General features: G+C 54.5%; 15 protein-coding genes. 1 reads left to right on the forward strand and 14 read right to left on the reverse strand.

The genetic code is table 11. From position 1 onward, the window contains the following. Positions 1 to 81: 81 nt before the first annotated feature. Positions 82 to 3,381, reverse strand: coding sequence for a DNA polymerase III subunit alpha (locus JUF11_RS05625; RefSeq protein ID WP_204118731.1), 3,300 nt, complete (start codon positions 3,379 to 3,381; stop codon positions 82 to 84). A 144-nt stretch (positions 3,382 to 3,525) separates the two neighbouring features. Between JUF11_RS05625 and JUF11_RS05630 the strand changes: the two genes are divergently transcribed. Beyond that, complete coding sequence (locus tag JUF11_RS05630) at positions 3,526 to 3,723, forward strand: YjzD family protein (protein ID WP_125581730.1); 198 nt, start codon at positions 3,526 to 3,528, stop codon at positions 3,721 to 3,723. Positions 3,724 to 3,975: 252 nt separating this feature from the next. On the opposite strand, the gene JUF11_RS05635 is transcribed toward JUF11_RS05630, so the two are convergent. From JUF11_RS05635 to JUF11_RS05695, 13 genes are all read right to left on the reverse strand, one after another. Beyond that, the gene (locus JUF11_RS05635) at positions 3,976 to 4,827 is read right to left on the reverse strand and encodes a hypothetical protein (protein ID WP_204118732.1); all 852 of its coding nucleotides are present in this window, start codon (positions 4,825 to 4,827) and stop codon (positions 3,976 to 3,978) included. Between the two features lie 86 nt (positions 4,828 to 4,913). After that, the gene (locus tag JUF11_RS05640; RefSeq protein ID WP_204118733.1) at positions 4,914 to 6,464 is read right to left on the reverse strand and encodes a bifunctional metallophosphatase/5'-nucleotidase; all 1,551 of its coding nucleotides are present in this window, start codon (positions 6,462 to 6,464) and stop codon (positions 4,914 to 4,916) included. A 5-nt stretch (positions 6,465 to 6,469) separates the two neighbouring features. Next, the gene (locus JUF11_RS05645; RefSeq protein ID WP_204118734.1) at positions 6,470 to 7,018 is read right to left on the reverse strand and encodes a DUF1836 domain-containing protein; all 549 of its coding nucleotides are present in this window, start codon (positions 7,016 to 7,018) and stop codon (positions 6,470 to 6,472) included. 134 nt (positions 7,019 to 7,152) lie between these two features. After that, a complete protein-coding gene (rpmF, locus tag JUF11_RS05650) occupies positions 7,153 to 7,341 on the reverse strand; it encodes a 50S ribosomal protein L32 (RefSeq protein ID WP_125581722.1) in 189 nt (62 codons plus the stop codon). 152 nt (positions 7,342 to 7,493) lie between these two features. Beyond that, positions 7,494 to 7,856 (reverse strand): VOC family protein, encoded by a 363-nt coding sequence (locus JUF11_RS05655; RefSeq protein WP_204118735.1) that lies wholly within the window; start codon positions 7,854 to 7,856, stop codon positions 7,494 to 7,496. Between the two features lie 48 nt (positions 7,857 to 7,904). Beyond that, positions 7,905 to 10,520 carry an ATP-dependent chaperone ClpB gene (gene clpB / locus JUF11_RS05660; protein WP_204118736.1) on the reverse strand — a complete coding sequence of 872 codons (2,616 nt, stop codon included), beginning with the start codon at positions 10,518 to 10,520 and terminating at the stop codon, positions 7,905 to 7,907. 643 nt (positions 10,521 to 11,163) lie between these two features. Further along, entirely contained in the window at positions 11,164 to 11,523 is a 360-nt protein-coding gene (locus JUF11_RS13355) for a lipopolysaccharide assembly protein LapA domain-containing protein (protein WP_204118737.1), read from the reverse strand. A gap of 11 nt (positions 11,524 to 11,534) precedes the next feature. Then, positions 11,535 to 12,323 (reverse strand): SDR family NAD(P)-dependent oxidoreductase, encoded by a 789-nt coding sequence (locus JUF11_RS05670; RefSeq protein WP_204118738.1) that lies wholly within the window; start codon positions 12,321 to 12,323, stop codon positions 11,535 to 11,537. After that, positions 12,307 to 13,263: a ribonuclease Z gene (gene rnz, locus JUF11_RS05675; RefSeq protein ID WP_204118739.1), complete on the reverse strand. Its 957-nt coding sequence runs from the start codon at positions 13,261 to 13,263 to the stop codon at positions 12,307 to 12,309. Before rnz ends, JUF11_RS05670 begins: the two co-directional genes overlap by 17 nt. A 39-nt stretch (positions 13,264 to 13,302) precedes the next feature. Further along, positions 13,303 to 15,228, reverse strand: coding sequence for an acyltransferase family protein (locus JUF11_RS05680; protein WP_204118740.1), 1,926 nt, complete (start codon positions 15,226 to 15,228; stop codon positions 13,303 to 13,305). 40 nt (positions 15,229 to 15,268) lie between these two features. Beyond that, positions 15,269 to 16,555 (reverse strand): GTPase ObgE, encoded by a 1,287-nt coding sequence (gene obgE, locus JUF11_RS05685; protein ID WP_204118741.1) that lies wholly within the window; start codon positions 16,553 to 16,555, stop codon positions 15,269 to 15,271. Between the two features lie 465 nt (positions 16,556 to 17,020). Beyond that, positions 17,021 to 17,695, reverse strand: a complete 675-nt coding sequence (locus tag JUF11_RS05690; protein ID WP_204118742.1) for a Crp/Fnr family transcriptional regulator — start codon at positions 17,693 to 17,695, stop codon at positions 17,021 to 17,023. 172 nt (positions 17,696 to 17,867) lie between these two features. Next, entirely contained in the window at positions 17,868 to 18,740 is an 873-nt protein-coding gene (locus JUF11_RS05695) for an AraC family transcriptional regulator (protein ID WP_204118743.1), read from the reverse strand. Positions 18,741 to 18,743: the final 3 nt, after the last annotated feature.

Consider the following 18,743-nt stretch of genomic DNA (forward strand, 5'->3'; position numbering starts at 1 on the left):
TCACCTCATGATTTTCTTTTTGGGGTAACCCCCAAACACTTGTTAAGCATATCACTTTTCTGAAAAAATGTCGCCTATTGCTTATGAATTTTCCATTTTTTCCGAAACCCGCTCAACCCGCTGGAGCACTACGTTTTTTTCTCCCATCAGGGCCTTAATCTTGGCGACGTTTTCATCACTGGCATCGATCCAGTAGCGCCGATTGAGCATGACGCTTTCACGGGTTTGTGCATTCACCGTGATTACCGGCGTCGGTCCAGTCATTTGGCCTAGCAGCGCCAGCAATGTCTTTTGCTGAGCAGGCGTTTGCGCCTGTAGCTGAATGAACAGTTTGGCCGCTGGCAGTTTAGCAACAAGTTGGTCAGCCAACTCGATTTGGTTGGCAATCATTTGCAGCCCATCGCGCTCTTCGACTTTGCCTTGCACCAGCACCACCTGATCCACCTTAAATTCACTGATGGCCGGGTAAAGACTAGGAAAAACGGTGATGCTCAGCGGTCCGCTGGCATCTTGACCATCGATGAACGCCATTTCCTGCCCCTTCTTGGTGCGAATACGTTTGATCCGGCGAATCACCAGCAGCACTGTTGCTTGCTTATGCCCCTGCAGCGCCGTGGTGGCGGTGATGGGATAAAACGGCGCCAGTTGGTTCTGATAACGATCCACGGGATGCCCAGATAAGTACACGCCGAGCACAGCAGCTTCTTGGTCGAGCTGCTCGGTGGCTGACTGCCGCGGCACTTTGATCAACTTGGGTTGAAAGGCTTCAAACAACCCCACATCGTTACCAGCCAACTTGACGGTTTCAATCAGCTCAGCGAGATTAGCGTTAACCTGCGCCCGATTGTCATCAAACTGATCAAATACCCCTGCCGCTACTAGCGGCGCGAATTGTTCAGCCTTCAGCCACTTGGGATCAAGGCGCTGGAAGACATCTTGCAACGAACGGAATGGCCCGTCAGCCCGCGCCGTCAGCAACGCATCGGCAAAGTCCCGGCGCAGCCCCTTGATGGACAAAAAGCCAAAGCGCAGACTGGCGCCTTCAATGCGGAAAACCAGCCCACTCCGATTGATATCAGGCGCCAGCACTTTGATTTTGCGCTGTTTAAGCTCCTGCACGTATTGGCGCAGCTTGGGGCCACTGTTCAACGTGCTGTTCATCAACGCCGCGAAAAATGCCGTCGGGTAATGGACTTTGATGTAAGCCAACCAAAAGGCAATCATGCTGTAAGCCACGGCATGGCTACGGTTAAAACCATAATTGGCAAAGCGATCGATATAGTCATAAACCGTTTCCGCGGTCGCCTGATCGTAGCCTTTGGCCTTGGCCCCGGCCAGGAACCGCGTTTTTTCGGCTGCCAGGACGGCGGCTTTTTTCTTACTCATGGCGCGGCGCAGTAAATCGGCTTCGCCTAAACTGAAACCGCCCATGGTGCTCGCCACCTGCATGACCTGCTCCTGGTACACCAAGACACCATAGGTCGGCGCCAAAATCGGCTCCAGCGCCGGCGCGGCGTAGGTAATCGGCTCTTGGCCATGCTTGCGACGAATGAAAGTATCGATTTGCTCCATTGGCCCTGGTCGGTACAAGGCATTGGTGGCCACGACATCTTCAAAGGTCGTGGGCTGCAGGCGCTTCAGCACCGAGCGAATGCCAGCCGATTCAAACTGGAACACGCCGTTGGTATCCCCCCGGGCAAATAACTGCAAGGTTGCCGCATCATCCAGCGGGATCTGCTTAGGGTCAAACGCTTGCTTGGTTTGATAGGCAATGGCCTTGCTGGCGCGGGCCAGCAGACTGAGGTTGCGCAAGCCGAGAAAATCGATTTTGAGTAGGCCCAACGCCTCGACATTGACCATGGTCACTTGGGTTTGGGCAATGCCCTCACCGCCATCTTGCAAGGCGACCGTGTCAGTCAGGACTTCTTGCGCCAGCACAATGCCAGCCGCATGGGTCGAATAGTGGCGCGGCAACCCTTCTAAGGCCAGGGCGGTTTGAAACAGCCGCTGATTTTCCGGCGCATCCCCCACGAGATTACGCAGCGGCAGTGAATCCTCGTACGCTTGCTTCAGATTGATATGCAACTGGCTGGGAATGGCATTGCTCCACTTATTGCTGTCAAATTGACTGAGGCCAAACACCCGCGCCACATCGCGAATGGCTTGCTTAGCGCCAAACGTGCCGAAGGTGATGATCTGAGCCATGTGGTCATCCCCATACCGGTCATGGACATATTGAATGAGCTCGCCGCGGCGATCATCCGGGATATCCAGATCAATATCTGGCATTTGCGCCCGGGCCGGATTGAGAAACCGTTCAAACAGCAAATGGTATTCAATCGGATCCACTTCGGTAATTGCCAAAGCATAGGCCACCAGCGCGCCTGCCGCGGAACCACGCCCCGGGCCAGTCATAATCCCGACTTCATGGGCGTGATTCATCACATCCCACACCACGAGGAAGTAATCAGCAAAGCCCATTTCATCAATGACTTTAAGCTCGTAAGCCAGTCGTTTCTGATAGTCGGGTGGCACCGTCCCCAGCCGCTTTTTCAACCCCGCTTGAGCCAAACTGGCCAGATAGGTGGCCGCCGGCTGATTGTCCGGGGTGGGAAAATGCGGCAACTGGGGCTGTTTGAATTCAATGGTCACCTGACAGCGCGCCACTAACGCCTCGAGGTTGGTCAGCGCTTCAGGCACCTGCGCGAAAGGTGCGGCGGCCTGATCAGCAGGGGTTAACCAATCAGGGCCAGCATCCATCAAGGTAGGATCCCGGAAATTAAGCTGCTGGCCGGTTTTAATCGCCGCCATCACCTTCTGCGTGAAAGCATCGGTGGGATTGAGGTAGCTGACTTGGCTCAGCGCTAAAAGGGGCAGCTTTTGTGTTTCGGCAAACTGCTGCAAAGAACCGCCCAAGTCTGCCGCCGTCACGCCCAGATACAAACTCGCTGGCTGCTTGGCTTTCAAGGCCGCTACCAGCTCGACGCCGGTGTACCCGCGCTCGGCAAATGCCGGGCTCAGCAAATCAGTCCCTGGAATAATCACTGCCATTCCCGTCAATGCCGGCAGATCAGCTAGTTTAGGCAGCTCAGACTGCAACATGATGGCACTCGATAGCCGCAGCAGCTGATGATACCCAGCGGTGGTTTCAGCCACGACTAAGAAACGGGCGTCAGTAATGGCGACCGTCATGCCTAACAGCGGTTTGATGTGCGCGGCGGTAGCTTGCCGGTAAAAATCGACAATGCCATACACCACATTGACATCGCTGAGCCCGACCGCCGAAAAGCCGCGGTCCTTGGCAGCGGTGATGATTTGCTCCAAGGTCAAGGGACTTTGAAGCAAGGAATTGGCGCTTTGAACTTGAATATGTGTAAACATGTTGCCACCTCAATGCCATTATACCCGACTCCACCTGTTTCCGCAGAGGCGGCGGGTTATTTTGCCTGACGAGAATGAAAACGGCCTGGTCAGTTTCATTTTTCTTTTCAGCGTGTTAAACTGACATCAGAAAAGAGGGATTCTATGCGCTACGTAGCAACTTTAGTCTGGGGCGTGATTTTAGGTCAGGTCGTCGGCTTTCTGGTCAGTGCCTTGAGCGGTGGGACATACGATCCCAAGATGGCTGGCATCACGTCAATTTTGTTTGTCATCATCCTCTTCGCCTTGCCGCCAATCATGAAACACTTTGATAGCACTGCCACTGATAAAAAAGCGAATTAAGCTTCGATAGGCTGAGCCAGAATGCGGTTTGAGCCCAGAGGATAAGCCGAACGGCCTGTAAAACCCGAATTTAGGTTTTGCAGGCCGTTTGGCTTATCCGGCAAGGGCGTTGCATTTTGGTTCGTACTGTTCTGGAATAGTTTAGCTGGTTTGAATCAAAATCGGGGCGATGACCATGCCGTCATCACCCCTTTTGATTCACTCCGAATGTTCCAGCAGAGTTACGTGCCAAAAGGCCGGAGCCCTTTTCAATTACTTGGTCATATAGATAAACAATTCACTCGCCGAAAAGCCAACGTCAAACTTCACGCCATTGCTGGTGATGGTTTTGATTGTGGTTTGGGACCCGTTTTGATCTTTGATGGCTTTTTGAAATTGGGTGCCGACCTTTTTGGCATCGGCGCCTAAAGCATTGGCCAACAGTCCAAATTCAATCCCGAACTGATTGTCCTTCTGCGACCCTTTTAAGGCTTTCACCGGAGCGGACAAGGTGGCGGAAAGCAATTCGCCATCCTGGACATTTACCCGCATCGTGCTCGAAGTGGTTTTCACCACTTGCTTAAGCCCCTCCACCTTGGCGGGCAGCTGTTGGTCTTTCACGGCTGCCTTCGCCTTGGTCAAAGCCGCTTGGAATTCCTGTTGCTGCTTGAGCAACGCCTGCTGTTGGGCGGGGGTCATGGCAGCAATCTGCGCCTGCGTTGGCGTGCCTTGCCTCTGCGCTGCCTGCATGGCCTTTAAGGTGTCCGCTGGCACCGCTGTCATCACCAGGGCCTGATTGTACTGCTGGGCAACCACACTGTAAGTACCAATGGCAGTTGCTGCTTTGATCTTAGTTGTGGCCGTCTGACCATTCGCTTTCAGGGTCACCTTCTGGGCTTTGGTGCTCATTGGGAGGGTCACAACATATTTCCCGTTATGCACCTTCACCGAACCAGTTTTGGTGGGCGCTTTGTAGCTCACCGTTTTGCCGGATGCATCCCCTTTGATCACCGCGACCATCCCCGAGTTATTGTAAACCGGTTTGGTCGTGGTTAACTTATTCCCACAACCGGCTAACACAGCGGTCAGCCCGAGCGCGAGGAGTGTTGTTTTGAACTTTTTCATGAGCAACCATCCTTTTATTTATTTCTCTGAATAGCCTACGCTGGCCCCGCCCAAAGCACAAGGGAAAAGTGACTAGTTGTCACATTTTAAGCCTGAATCGTAAAGTTATGATTGGCCGAAGCTGTTATTTCTGGATGTTCCTGCAAGTAATCGGCAATCAGTTCGGTCATATCTTTTTGATTTTCCCGCACGATTTTGGCTGGCGAAAACATGGCAAAATTTCCGCCGCCAGCCGCTCGATACGAGTTCATGGTCACCTCATAAGTGCCGGCTGCGACCACGGGCTGGCCGTGATACAGCAGCTGGGTGACGCGCTGACCAACTGGCTGGCGAATATCCAGCGTGTAGGTGATGCCTTCATACATATCGTAGTTATACAGCTGCGGTTTCGGCTTGAGGAAGCGCGGCGTCACCACCAGTTGGCCATCATCAAGGCTGAAGAACTCGGCCACCTGTTCCAACGCTGCTTTCAGATCCGCCCCAGAGAGCTTCAGCACCGCCAAGGTATTGGGATAAATGTAGTTCGTCACCACATCTCGCATCGTGATTTGTGAGGCAAAGCCCGTGCCTTCGTTGTTAAACAACGCCGTGCCGGCAATGTCAGTGCCGGTGGCGGCCATTTGCACGCGATTGATGAATTCGATGTAGGCTGATTCCTTAATCCGCGCCGCAGCCGGGTCAGTGATGGTCATATCGCCCTTCACATGGCCAAGGGGCGAATCCAGCCAGTCTTCCGTCGCCGTTTGCACTGCCGCCACACTATTAACGACGGCCGCATCAGCGGGTTGGTCACCGGTCGGAGCCAAAGCCGCCGTCCCGCTTCCTGCTACCACCTGATAACCCGTGCTCGAGGCGGTCAACTCCAACGTGATCACGCCAACGTCTTGGCCCCGATAACCTGGCTGCGTCACTGGCACCCCGTTCACCACCGCCGCAATTTCACGATGCTGATGGCCGGTGACTAGGGCATCGATGCCAGGAATCTGGGTCAGTTCATAGCCGACATTTTCGCCGGTTAGCCGCTCGGTCGGCTGACCAGTCGTCAGGTCACGTTCGAAGCCGCCATGATAAGCCACCACGACCACATCGGCTAGCTCCCGCAGCCGCGGCACCCACTGCCGGGCAGTTTCTACCACATCATTAAAGGCCAGCCCCGCAATATGCGCCGGGCCTTCCCAATGCGGAATATAACTGGTGGTCAGCCCCAGCACTGCGATTTTGACGCCGGCTTTTTCAAAAACCTGATACGGCGCGCCAAACGCTGGCTCGTCGCCGGCCAAAATATTGGCGCACAGCACCGGGTAATTCAGCGTTTTGATGGCACTGCTCAAATACTCCCGGCCGTAATTAAACTCATGGTTGCCGATAATACCAGCATCATAGCCGACCGCATTATACGCTGCGGTTTCCAAAGTCGGCTGGCGCTTGATGCGCGCGGCGTAATAAGCCAGCGAGGAGCCTTGCAGGTAGTCGCCATTTTCAATGGTCAGCACTGGGCCAGTTGCCGCCTGCCGCAATTGATCAAGCGTGCTTTTGGCCTTGGCCAAGGAAAAGGGTAAATCTTGATGACGCTTGACATAATTCGTGGGTAACACAAAGCCATGCGTGTCACTCGTGGAAAGAATGGTTAATTTCATCGCGGTTAAGCCTTCTTCTTCGGGGCTTCAGGCGTGACCATTTTGACCATCGCCTCCACCATCATTTTTTGGAGCACGGCGTTGATGGCCAAATCGACCATGGCGCTTTGCACATTCAACGTGTCTTGCTTGTTGATCTTGTTAATCATGACTTCGCCGCTGAAGCTAGAGTTGGCCTGCTGAATCGCAGTGATAAAGCCGAGAATGAACGAGTCAAACGCCTGCTGCTTCTCCCGGCCCTGCAACTGGTAATCGATGCCGGCGGCGATGGTGTCCAAGGCAAAAACGGGCTTTAAAATCGCAATCATCAAAATGTTGGCGACTTGGCCTTTTTGGTACTTTTTCTTGATTGGCGGGGTAATCACGCCTTTTTTGACATAATTGTTCACCATCGTGGCCGTCAGCTCGCCCAGCCCCAGCGGCTGGACAATATCATTCACGAACTGCACGACCTGGTCCATGTACAAATCAAACTGCGGCAAACCCGTCCACCGCGGTAAATCGACTTGCTGCAATTGCTTGAGATATGCCGAATACGCTTCTTCTTCAGCCATGTTGCTCCTCCTTGTTCAGTTGGCATGTGATCTTGCTTCCCTACCATTATAACATGCCACCTGGTTTTAAAGTCTAGGTCTGGCCAATCCATAAAAAAAGTGCTGATCAACTTGATCAACACTTTCATGAGTGATTACGCTTTTGCGTCTTCGCTCTTCTTAACCACTTGGGCACCCTTGTAGAAGCCCTTAGGTGAAACGTGATGTGAAACGCGGTATTCGCCGGTCGCTGCGTCGAACTGCAAGTTAGGCACATTCAACTTGATATGACCGCGGCGCATACGCTTCTTGGTTTTTGAAGTCCTGCGTGCTGGAACTGCCATGAGCGGAAAACCCCTTTTGTTTTAGATTTCTTACCTACTATACCGAACCCAGCGGAAAATGCAACCCGCTGGCCGATGCCTTGGATAGCGTTTTGCTATCACAGCATGACTTATGATACTAGAAAACAGGCGTCAAGGCAAGACCTTAACAGCTAAAAATTGCGTGCGCGCTCCCCCATGGCAAAATAATGACCATCAGGATCGGGAAAACCGAAGGCACGCGTACCGGCATCATCGACAATCGGCGTCGCGCCTTTGATGCGAGCATGCGCCGCATCAAGGTCACTGACCAAGAACATGAGCGAAGGGCGATTATCGGCTACTTCCGGCGAATACTTTTGCACGAAGGCGTTGCTGAAAAGCGCCAGTTCGGTACTCTCATCCACCGCGAGGACATTGGCAAAATGCTTCTCAGGTAATTGCACCCTCTCAACGACTTTTGCCCCCAGCGTCTTTTCCCAAAACTGGGTCAGTTTCGCCACGTCAGACACGTACAGCATGATTCGCGTTTTCATGAATATTCTCCTTTGGCCTGCCGGTTACTGATTGCAAAGGCGACGCGGTTAATCAGCATTGGGCGCCGCATCCCCGGCTGGCTGGCTGGTGAAAGTCAGCTCAGCATCCTTCACCCCAATTTCAACCGTGCTATCCGGCATAATGGTACCGGCAATCAACTGCTTGGCAAGCGGCGTTTCAACGGCCGTGGTAATCAGGCGCTGCAGCGGCCGGGCGCCATACGCTGGCTCATAGCCTTTATGGGCTAGCCATTCCTGAGCGGCTGGGGTGACTGTCAGCTGGATATTTTGATCCGCCAGGCGCTTGCTGAGTTGGGCCAGATCCTTGACGGCAATTTTTTCAACATCCGCGAGCCGCAGCGGATTGAACATGATAATGTCATCGATTCGGTTCAAGAACTCAGGCTTGAAGTGCGTCCGCACCTGGGCCAGTACGGCTTGATGCGCGGCTTCGGTGATGGTGCCGTCATCAGCCATGCCATCCAGCAAGGCTTCAGAGCCGAGATTAGAGGTCATAATGATAATCGTGTTTTTAAAATCAACGGTGCGCCCTTGACTATCGGTTAACCGGCCGTCATCCAAGACCTGGAGCAAAATGTTGAAGACGTCAGGATGCGCCTTTTCGATTTCGTCCAGCAAGACAATGGTGTACGGATTGCGCCGGACAGCTTCGGTCAGCTGGCCGCCTTCTTCGTACCCCACATAGCCTGGCGCGGCGCCGACCAGCCGAGAAACTGAAATCTTGTCCATGTATTCGGACATGTCGATGCGCACCATATGCTTTTCAGAATCAAAGAGATCTTCAGCCAGCGATTTGGCCAGTTCGGTTTTCCCGACCCCAGTGGGGCCAAGGAACAGAAAACTCCCCAGCGGCCGGCTAGGATCCTGCAGCCCGGCGCGCGAGCGCAGCACCGCATCTGCCACCGCATCAACGGCCTCATCCTGGCCAATCACGCGTTGATGGAGTTTCTCCGGCAAATGCAGGAGCTTCTGCCGGTCGCCTTCGACCAGTTTAGCCACCGGAATACCGGTTTGGCGAGAAATTACCGCGGCGATTTCGTTTTCGGTCACGGATTCTTGAACGAGCCAACTGTCAGGTCGATCCGTGGATTCCAGTTGCTGGAGCTCTTTTTCCAGTTCGGGAATCGTGCCATGCTGCAAGCGCGCCGCGGCTTCCAAATCATAACGGCTCTGGGCGTCCTCCAGATCATGTTTGGCCTTGTCGATTTCGGCTTTCTTCTCGTTCAATTGATTGATGTCTTGCTTTTCCGCATCCCACTGGGCCTTGAGCTTGTTGGTTTCTTCCTTCAAGTTTGCCAGGTCGGCTTGGGCTTGCGCCAGGCGTTTTTGACTAGCCGGATCAGTTTCTTTTTTCAGGGCTTGGGCTTCGATTTCCAGCTGCATCTGTTTGCGCTCTGCCACATCCAGCTCCGTCGGCCGCGAATTCATCTCGACGTTAATGTTGGCCGAGGCCTCGTCGATCAGATCAATCGCCTTGTCCGGCAAATACCGGTCGGTGATGTAGCGGTTGGACAGCGTGGCGGCTGCGACCAAGGCCGAATCGTGAATGCGCACGCCATGGAAGATTTCAAAGCGCTCCTTGAGCCCACGTAAAATCGAAATCGTATCTGCCACCGTTGGCTCCTGCACCAGCACCCGCTGGAAGCGGCGTTCCAAAGCCTTATCTTTTTCGATGTTTTCACGATATTCATCTAAGGTGGTGGCCCCAATCAAATGTAATTCGCCGCGGGCCAGCATTGGCTTCAAGAGGTTGCCGGCATCCATCGCCCCTTCGGCCTTCCCCGCCCCAACGATGGTGTGAATTTCGTCGATGAATAGCAGAATTTGGCCTTCACTTTTTTTGACTTCGTTGAGCACTGCCTTGAAGCGCTCTTCAAAGTCCCCACGGTACTTCGCGCCAGCCAGCAAACTCCCCATATCCAGCGAGACAATGGCTTTATTCTTCAAGTTATCCGGCACATCATTGCGAACAATGCGCTGCGCCAGGCCTTCGACAATGGCGGTTTTACCCACCCCAGGCTCCCCAATCAGCACCGGATTGTTCTTGGTTTTCCGTGACAAAATGCGAATCACATCGCGAATTTCGTCATCCCGGCCGATGATGGGATCCATTTTGCCCGAGCGCGCTTCCTTCACTAAGTCCGTGCCGTACTTTTGCAGCGCCTTGTAGTTGTTCTCGGCGGTTTTACTCGTCACCTTGGCGCCGCCGCGGGCCTTGTCGACCACTTGCCGGAACTTTTTGGCGGTGACGCCTTGATCCGTCAGGTACTTGGTGATGACGTTGTACGGCTGATCAAATAAGGCCAGCAACACATCTTCGGTGGCGATGAACTCGTCTCCCAGCTGACCTTTCACCTTATCGGCATCTTGAAATAGTTGGTAGAGGTTCTGGCTCATGTTCTGGCCATAGGCGGACGCACCTTCGACGACTGGCGCCTGATCAATCGCCTGGTCAATCGCAGCATTCAGCCCATCGAGGTTGATGCCAGCGTCCTGGAACAGCTGGGCACCAAAGTCATTCGGCTGAACCATACTTTTGATTAATTCCGGAATATCAATTTCTTGGTGATGCCGCACTTGCGCAATCTGCTGCGCTGCTGCCACGGCTTCGGTGACGGCTTGCGTTAAATTATCTGGGTTCATATTGTGGCCTCCTGATCAAACGTTTATGTCGCTTTCAGTGTAACAATCAGGCTAAATGCCGTAAAGGTCAAAAATGGTCAAAACATTAAAATCAGTCTTTAGCCTGAGCCTCTTCTTCAGTCTAGTCAACTGCCGACTGGCAACGCAATGAAAACCGCCTAACGCCATTGTGGTCGCGCCCGCAGGCTTTGGTGGTGGTGGCCTCCGCTTGGCAGGGATGCTGGCTGTGCGGCCGGTTCGAGCCAAAAACCGGTCTCGAACCTAAAGTTGAAGCCACCCTCGCTAACGCTCAATGGTGGCTTCAACTTTGCCGCGATTAGCTCTGGGAAGCCCCGCGCAAAGACCGCGCCGGTCTTCCTGTCGCTAATCGATTCACTGCCAGACCCCTGCCAAGCTCCGGCCCCCACCGCCCAAACCCACTTCGTCACCTGATGAGTTTTTCCCTGACAAATCAGCTAATTTCCATTGCCTCGTCTCGCTGGGAAGATGGATCATCAGTACGCAAAGGAGAATGCCTGCCACTCACCATGAGCCATCCACTGTTAACTAGCGGGCCTGGCTGGGGCCCCGGCGCCGCCCCAGCCAGACCCGCGGCCGCCACCCAAAAAAAGAACCAGTATCCACATGGACACTGGCAATGGCATTAAGCCTGTGAATCTTCAGTTGGCGCTTTAGCCGCGGCTAACTCTTTTTGCAAAGCCGCTACTTGGGCAGTTAAATCGGCGGTCGCTTCTTTAACCGCTTTAGCTTGCGCCTCCGCCGCACCAGCCTCAGCGGCTTGGGCGGACTTGAGCTCTTTTTTCATTTTTGAAAGACCGGTGGTAGACACCAGGAACGTGATTACGGCACCGATGATCACCGACACCACAATCACGACGATTAGCGGCCAGGTGAACTGGGCGCCGAAGAAATTCACGTCGACCCCTTGGCCATTGAGCACGGCAAAAATGATCAAAACCAGCGCCAGCACCAGGCCGACAATTAAGCGTTGTTGATTTTTCATGAGCGACTCTCCTATTTTTGATTAAACAAACCGCCGGCCAGAAAATCGCCGACATGCGGCGCCAAGTCATAGAACTTCGCGGCCGCCGCCATCACCCAAGGCGCGTTAATTTCGCGCACTGGGCGGTGGAAGCTCCAGACGATGCGCTGCGCCAACTTGACCGGATCCAAGACGATGAAGTTGACCCGCTTCAGGTAGTCATTGGCCTGGGCCACGGTGAAGAAGTCGGTGTTAATGGGACCGGGGTTAACCGTCGTCACCCGCACGCCGAAGGGTTTGAGCTCTAGGCGCAACCCGTTACTATAGCCCACCACGGCAAACTTGGTGGCTGAGTAAATGGCTGACTTTGGCGTGGCCATTTTGCCTGCCATCGAAGCGATGTTGATGATATGCCCATGATGCTGATCGATCATCTCGCGGCCAATCAACTGGGTCATGTACAGCATCCCCAGCACATTCACCCGAAACATTTTTTCAGTGGTGGCCATGGGCGTTTCCAAAGCTTCTTCAAAGTGGCCAAAACCCGCCGCGTTAACCAGGACATCCACTGGCCCGACGTCGCGTTTGATACGCGCGACCACGGCTTCAATCGCCACTGGATCGGCCACATCGCAGACAAAGGCAAAAGCCGGCTGACCAGATAAGGCGGTGGCTTCGGCCTGCGCCTCCACTAAGCGGTCCTTGCGCCGGGCCAAGAAGACCACCGTGGCGCCTTGTTTGGCTGCTTCAAGGCCAATGGCGCGGCCAAGGCCGCTGGAGCCGCCAGTTACCACTACCGTTTGATTAGCTAAGCGTTTCATTGTGCGGGCCTCCTTGGGCAAAGGGAATTGGAATTTCGTCAAAATCATGAACCAACCGCGTCGCCGGGAAAATCTGCTGCGCAGTCGTTTGTAGCATCAACGCATTTTTCCCTAGGTAACGCGCCGAAATGTGAGTTAAGAGCAGCTGCTTGGCATGAGCGCTTTTCGCTAGCCGCGCGGCCTGAATATTCGTGGAGTGATAATACTGGCGGGCCAGCGCTGCTTCCTCTGGGCCAAAAGTCGCTTCATGCACAATCGCATCGGCATCTTGGGCGATTGGCAATTCGCGGTCAGTACTGCGCGTGTCGCCAAAAATGGCGACAATCCGCCCAGGCTTGGCAGCGCCGATAAAGTCGTGGCCGTCAAACTGGCGCCCATCTGGTAAGGTGATGGTTTCGCCAGCCTTGAGTTTGGCGTACAGCGGGCCTTCAGGAATTTTAGCGGCTCGCACCTGGTCGATTAACAGCTCGCCGGGGTGCGGTTTTTCCTCCACCCGAAAGCCGAAGCTGTTAATGCGGTGATTGAGCAGGCCAAAGCTGACTTTGAAGGTTTGATCTTCAAACAACACGCCAGGATTTTTCAGAATCACGAACTTGAGCTGATAAGGCAACCGAGTCTGACTGACCTGCAAACTGGTGCGCACATAGCGGTCGATGCCTTCCGGGCCATAAATCGTTAGCGGCGCCTCACCGCCTTGATTCGCCCGACTGGCCAAAAAGCCTGGCAGGCCGAAAAGGTGATCGCCATGGAGATGCGTGATAAAAATTTTGGTTACTTTGCGCGGCCGAATCGTGGTTTTCAAGATCTGATGCTGAGTGCCTTCGCCGCAATCAAAGAGCCAGACCTCATTACGCTCATCCAGTAGCTTCAGCGCGGTGCTGGTCACATTGCGCGTCTTCGACGGCGAGCCAGCGCCAGTGCCTAAAAATAAAAGTTCCATGTCTGCTTCATCCTAACTATGGGTCCAAAAGTGTCGTTATCAGTTTAGCACAAGCGCAGAAGTCAGATAAGCCGCGTAATATTTGACCCCGACTTGGTTGGGATGAACCAGGTCATGATAGAACCAATCCTCATGCTTTTTGGCATAGCCATGCCAATCAATAATGGTCAAATTCGGGTAGTGCTTAGCTTCCTGCGCCAGCAATTGGTTCACCACCCCTTGCCAGGGCCGCGTCGGCACTTGGACATTGACCCAATACACCTGCCGTTTCGGGCCAATGGCTTCCATCATTGCCGATAAGTCGCTGGCCCGAAACGAGCCATTCGTCCCTAAGGCAATCAAAACTTTATCCGCCAGCAAGCCTTGGCGGGCATAGTCCTTAACCAAAGGAATGGTATCGACCATTTGCCGGGCCACTTTGCCATCGATAAAGGCATTCGGCATGAGCTGCATCAATGTCGGCCGGGCCCCTAACAGTACGGAATCGCCAATCGCGGTAACCGTCACATGCTGGGCGGCTTGCAGCGCCGTTTGGGTGATGCCGAACCGTTCAAAGCTGGCGTTCACTCCTGACTGATCAGCAGTCGCACTGCTAGACTGGCTTGATGACTGGGCTTGGCTGGACGCCTGCGCTTTAATGGCGTTTTTGGCGCGGGTTTCATCGGCCTTGCGCTGGGCCTTGGTTTCCTCGCTCGCCTTGAGGTGCACTTCTTCGGGCGCCGCCGCTTGCGGCTTGACGAAAGGTGCCTGCAGCAAAGCGGCCACCCCTAGCATTGCCACCACGAGCCCTGCCAGCAGTTTGACTTGTTTGAAGCGGAAATCGCGCTGCCGGAGCAGTTGCCACTGGCGGCGCAGATGCGCCTTGGCTTGCGTCCAAGTGAGCAGACGCGCTGGCCTTTCAATGAAATGATAGGAAAGCTCGCTGAGCAGCACGATAATCGCACACTCAATCACCGGATACAAAAGCGGATGGTCGGCGATGTTGCGAAAGCGATTCTCCCAGAAAATCATTACGGGAAACTGGTAAATATACAAACCATAGCTCCGAGTGCCAATCCAATGAAACACCGGATTTGACAACAGGCGCCCCCACAATGTCGCCGGGGAAGCCACCACCGCCGTCAGCAACATTGCTAGGATAGTGAACAGCAACATGCCACCTTGATACAAAAAGGCGCTTTCGGCATTCATGAAGAAAATCCCAAGTCCCATCCCCAAAGCCGCCATCGTTCCAACCCCATCCAGCAGCCAGCGGCCGGCACTGGGCAAATGGCTGGCCAGCTTGCGACTCGGCCAGGCAAACGCCAGGCTCACACCTAGCAGCAAGGCGAATAGGCGCGTATCCGTACCATAATAAAGCCGGCTAGGATCCGCACCGACCGGCTGCAGGTGAAACAAAACCGCCATCCAGCCGGCACTGAGCAAGGCCAGCGTCAACACTGCGGCGAAGCGTTGCCGATTTTTCGGAAGCACCTTGAGTAACAACCAGAGCAGCAGCGGCAGAAGCAGATAGAACTGCCCTTCAATCGACAAGGTCCACAAATGGGTAAACGGCGATTCATTTTGGGCAAAGCGTTGAAAGTAAGACTGCCCATGCGCAATTTGCCACCAGTTATAAACCAGCGCCAGGTTTGCCAGCACAATTTTGTGCAAGTCAACCAGCAAATCACGCGCAAATAAACCGATGTAGGCACTAGCCGCTAGTAGCACCGTCAAAAGCGCTGGATACAGCCGCTTGACCCGTTTTAGCCAAAACTCGCGCACCGCAAAGCGGCCTGTTTGGGCGTGCGCCCGCAACAGACCGTCAGTGATCAGATACCCCGAGATGACAAAGAAAATCAAAACCCCCAAGTAGCCGCCTTGAAATAAGTCCGGCCGCAAATGGTACAAAATCACGCCTAACACTCCGAGGGTTCTCAGGCCATCAAAGCCGCCAATGTACCGGCGTTGCCCGCTTGCTTCCATGATATCCCCGCCTATTGTTCAAGCCTGTCAATCAATTTAATTATTCAACAAATTCAAAGGTGAAATCATCGATGGCGACCAAATCGCCGGTTTGCGCGCCGGCTTCCCGCAGCGCATCATCGACGCCAAGGCTCCGCAACTGCCGGGCAAACCGCAGCGCCCCATCGTCATGATCCAAGTTAGCCATTTTGAATAAGCGCTCGACTTTGGTGCCGCCTAAGATAAAGGTACCGTCTGCATCGCGCGTCACGGTGACCGCCTGCTCTTCTGGCTTGTAAATGTAATCTGCCTGTTCAGCCGTGGCTTTCGGGGTGAAGACCGGTGCCGAAGCTAAGGCCTTGGCGGTGTCTTGCATCAGGGGCTTCACGCCATCATGGGTAATGCTTGAAATAGCATAGATGTCCTTGGCCTGCACGCCTTCATCAAGCAAGGCTTGCTTAAAGGCCGCAAACCGCTCACTGGCGCCAGGCAAATCCATCTTGGTGGCTACCACGAGCTGCGGCCGCGCCAAAATCGTATCATCATAAGTTTCCAGCTCTTGCCGGATTTGATGGTAATCATCCAGCGGTTCGCGCCCATTTTCGGGATCCATTTCCACCAGATGCAAAATCACCCGGGTCCGCTCCACATGGCGCAGGAACTGGAAGCCCAGCCCGACCCCGGTTGACGCCCCTTCAATCAAGCCTGGCAAATCCGCCATGACAAAATCACTGCCGTCATCCAGCTGAACCATCCCCAAATTCGGGGTTAAGGTCGTGAACTGATAAGCCGCAATCTTCGGCTTGGCCGAAGTCACCACCGACAGCAAAGTGGACTTACCCACTGACGGGAAGCCAACCAGCCCGACATCTGCCAGCACCTTGAGTTCCAAGGTGACATAGCGATGCTGGCCGGGCTCACCATTTTCCGCGATTTCTGGCGCCGTGTTTTTCGGCGAAACAAAATGAACGTTGCCGCGACCGCCGCGGCCCCCTTTGGCCACCACGAGCTCCTGCCCGTTATGAGTGAGATCCCCGATTTGGGTGTGGGTATCGGCATCGTAAACCGCCGTGCCGGCTGGGACTGCCAGGCGAATATCTTCGGCTTTGCGGCCATACATTTGCTTACCTTGCCCGTTGCCACCGGCTTTGGCATGAAAATGGCGTTGATAGCGAAAATCCATCAACGTGCGCAACCCTGGGTCCACATAAAGCACGATGCTGCCACCGTGGCCGCCATCGCCGCCGGCTGGTCCACCAAAGGGAACGAATTTTTCGTGGCGGAACGCCACCATCCCATCGCCGCCTTTACCGGCCTCAACTTCCACTGTCACCTGATCGACAAACATGTGCTCCTCCTTATACCGAACTGGCGCCATGCGCCAACGCGAACGTCTACTACTAAACGTCAATCATACGGGTTCTGCCCCCAAAGTGCAATACAGCAAGGCTGCGAAGATCGGCGGGCTTAGTGCGACGAGTAGCCTTTCTACCGCATGTCAGCCTGTACGCGCCTGAGCGTTACGGGCTGATCAAGCTTGAGACATTGCCGTTCGACCTTGACGGCGAGGCCTCAAGCGTAGCTATTCGCTCGCACGTTGCCGACCTGAGCGCGACTAGGCTGCTGAATGAGGCCGAGCTTAGCCTGACGAGTAGCCTTTCTACCGCACGTCAGCCTGTACGCGGCTTACGTTCTGAGCTTGGCTCTATGCAGCGTGCCTAGTTCACCGCATGCATGACTTTCATTATCGTAATTATACCAATTTCTGACCCACTCCATGTCGTCGGGGCCAAAAAAATAACGGCCAGCGCCGTTATTCGACCAAACTTAGGTCGTCACTATCCAAAATCGTAATTTGGCTGCGGCCAGTTTGCTTAATGAGGCCATCGCGCTCAAACGCCGCTAGCTTGCGGCTGACGGTTTCTGGGGTCGTGCCCAAGTAGGCCGCCAAATCCTTTTTCTGCAGTGGCAAGGTGAAATGGGCCTGGCCTAACGCGGCGCTGGTTTCCACCAAGTAGCCAGCAAGGCGTTCACTGACGCTGGCCACATTGGCAGCCGTCGTTTGGGCCTCTAGCTGGACCACCCGTTCACCGAGGCTATTGAGCATGTTTAGTGCCAGTGCTGGGGTCTTTTTCAACAACTGCTGGAAGTCCTGACGACTAATGGTGCACGCCACCACCTGCGTTAAGGCCACGCCGCTGGTGGTGCGCTCGCTCGGCGTGAACAGGACCGCTTCGCCATCAAACTCGCCTGGCCCCAGCACCCGTAGCAACTGTTCGCGGCCACTGGCCAGGGTTTGGGTGACTTTGACTTGGCCATGGGCAATGATCATCAAAGCATCCGCTGCAGTCCCTGCCGCAAACAAAGTCTCGCCGGCGGCATACTGCCGTTCGCGCACCAGTTTAGCCACTTGGGCCACATCATTCGCGTCCAGCGCCTGAAAAATCGGCACCAGCCGCACACAATCTTCTGCTTCGTGTTGATGCATCTTACCCACCTCGCTTTTTCCTATAGTATACGCCATCTAGCAAGGAACCAACTTGATTTGCATCAAGTTAGCGGCTGAACAAAAAAGGACCCTGCAGGCTGTCCAGGCACTGCAAGGTCGATTTGATTTGGCTGACGACTATAGTGTAACGGCCGGCTGCCTTGGCGAGGGGTTAATTTTCAAAGTAAATGCGGTCATTTTGGTGATACCGCTTATACGCCGCCCGATAGGCACTCGGGGTTAACCCTTTCCAGCGTTTGAAATTCCGCGCTAAGCTCCGGGAATTACCAAAGCCACTCGCCATCGCCACGTACTCAATCGGCTTGTTGGACGTCAGGAGCAGCTCACGCGCCTTCATCAGCCGCACCTCTTGCAAATATTGATTCGGCGATTGCTTGAGCGTCGCCTGAAACTGATTGCCTAAAGTAGTGACCGAAGTGTGTAGTTGCGCCGCCAGCTGACTGATTTTGACCGGCTCGGCATATTGTTGATCAATGAGGGCCATGGCTTCATCCACTAGCGGCGCATTGACGCGCACCACCGGGGTGGCCTTCACCGCGGTGAAATGCGTGGCCAGCAGCGCCAGCATTTGGTAAAACGCACTTAGCGCCTCCAGCCGGCTCACCGGCGTCAAAGGCGCCGTCATTGGTTTCGCCAGCGCGGCAAACGCTGCCTGCAGGGCCGCATAGGCTGGCGACTGAGGCTCTGGCGGCCCTTGCAGCGTAAAGTGCCAATTGACACTATCGGGTAGCACCGATTCCAAAAAGGTCGGATCGATGATGATACCATATTCTTGCACGGGCACACCGCCGCTTTGCGAGGCGTGCACCACCCGGGAATCGACGGTCCACATGGCACCGGCATGAAAAATCGAGGTGACGCCATTTTGAACGACCGTCAACGGTCCGCCCGCCACCAGCCAATTCAGCTCCAACCCGCGGTGCCAATGCGGCGCAATGGCCGTCTTATGCGGATCTTTGGCATAGAATTTGAACGGCAAACTCGGTGTCAACTGCACCATTTCGTGTTTGATGGTCACCATCATGCT

The sequence above is a fragment of the Lacticaseibacillus suilingensis genome, assembly GCF_016861845.1.
Classification (GTDB): Bacteria; Bacillota; Bacilli; order Lactobacillales; family Lactobacillaceae; genus Lacticaseibacillus; species Lacticaseibacillus suilingensis.

Coding starts and splice junctions, on each gene's coding strand:
- JUF11_RS05625 (WP_204118731.1), bottom strand. CDS start 3,381: ATGTTTACACATATTCAAGTTCAAAGCGCCAATTCCTTGCTTCAAAGT.
- JUF11_RS05630 (WP_125581730.1), top strand. CDS start 3,526: ATGCGCTACGTAGCAACTTTAGTCTGGGGCGTGATTTTAGGTCAGGTC.
- JUF11_RS05635 (WP_204118732.1), bottom strand. CDS start 4,827: ATGAAAAAGTTCAAAACAACACTCCTCGCGCTCGGGCTGACCGCTGTG.
- JUF11_RS05640 (WP_204118733.1), bottom strand. CDS start 6,464: ATGAAATTAACCATTCTTTCCACGAGTGACACGCATGGCTTTGTGTTA.
- JUF11_RS05645 (WP_204118734.1), bottom strand. CDS start 7,018: ATGGCTGAAGAAGAAGCGTATTCGGCATATCTCAAGCAATTGCAGCAA.
- rpmF (WP_125581722.1), bottom strand. CDS start 7,341: ATGGCAGTTCCAGCACGCAGGACTTCAAAAACCAAGAAGCGTATGCGC.
- JUF11_RS05655 (WP_204118735.1), bottom strand. CDS start 7,856: ATGAAAACGCGAATCATGCTGTACGTGTCTGACGTGGCGAAACTGACC.
- clpB (WP_204118736.1), bottom strand. CDS start 10,520: ATGAACCCAGATAATTTAACGCAAGCCGTCACCGAAGCCGTGGCAGCA.
- JUF11_RS13355 (WP_204118737.1), bottom strand. CDS start 11,523: ATGAAAAATCAACAACGCTTAATTGTCGGCCTGGTGCTGGCGCTGGTT.
- JUF11_RS05670 (WP_204118738.1), bottom strand. CDS start 12,323: ATGAAACGCTTAGCTAATCAAACGGTAGTGGTAACTGGCGGCTCCAGC.
- rnz (WP_204118739.1), bottom strand. CDS start 13,263: ATGGAACTTTTATTTTTAGGCACTGGCGCTGGCTCGCCGTCGAAGACG.
- JUF11_RS05680 (WP_204118740.1), bottom strand. CDS start 15,228: ATGGAAGCAAGCGGGCAACGCCGGTACATTGGCGGCTTTGATGGCCTG.
- obgE (WP_204118741.1), bottom strand. CDS start 16,555: ATGTTTGTCGATCAGGTGACAGTGGAAGTTGAGGCCGGTAAAGGCGGC.
- JUF11_RS05690 (WP_204118742.1), bottom strand. CDS start 17,695: ATGCATCAACACGAAGCAGAAGATTGTGTGCGGCTGGTGCCGATTTTT.
- JUF11_RS05695 (WP_204118743.1), bottom strand. CDS start 18,740: ATGATGGTGACCATCAAACACGAAATGGTGCAGTTGACACCGAGTTTG.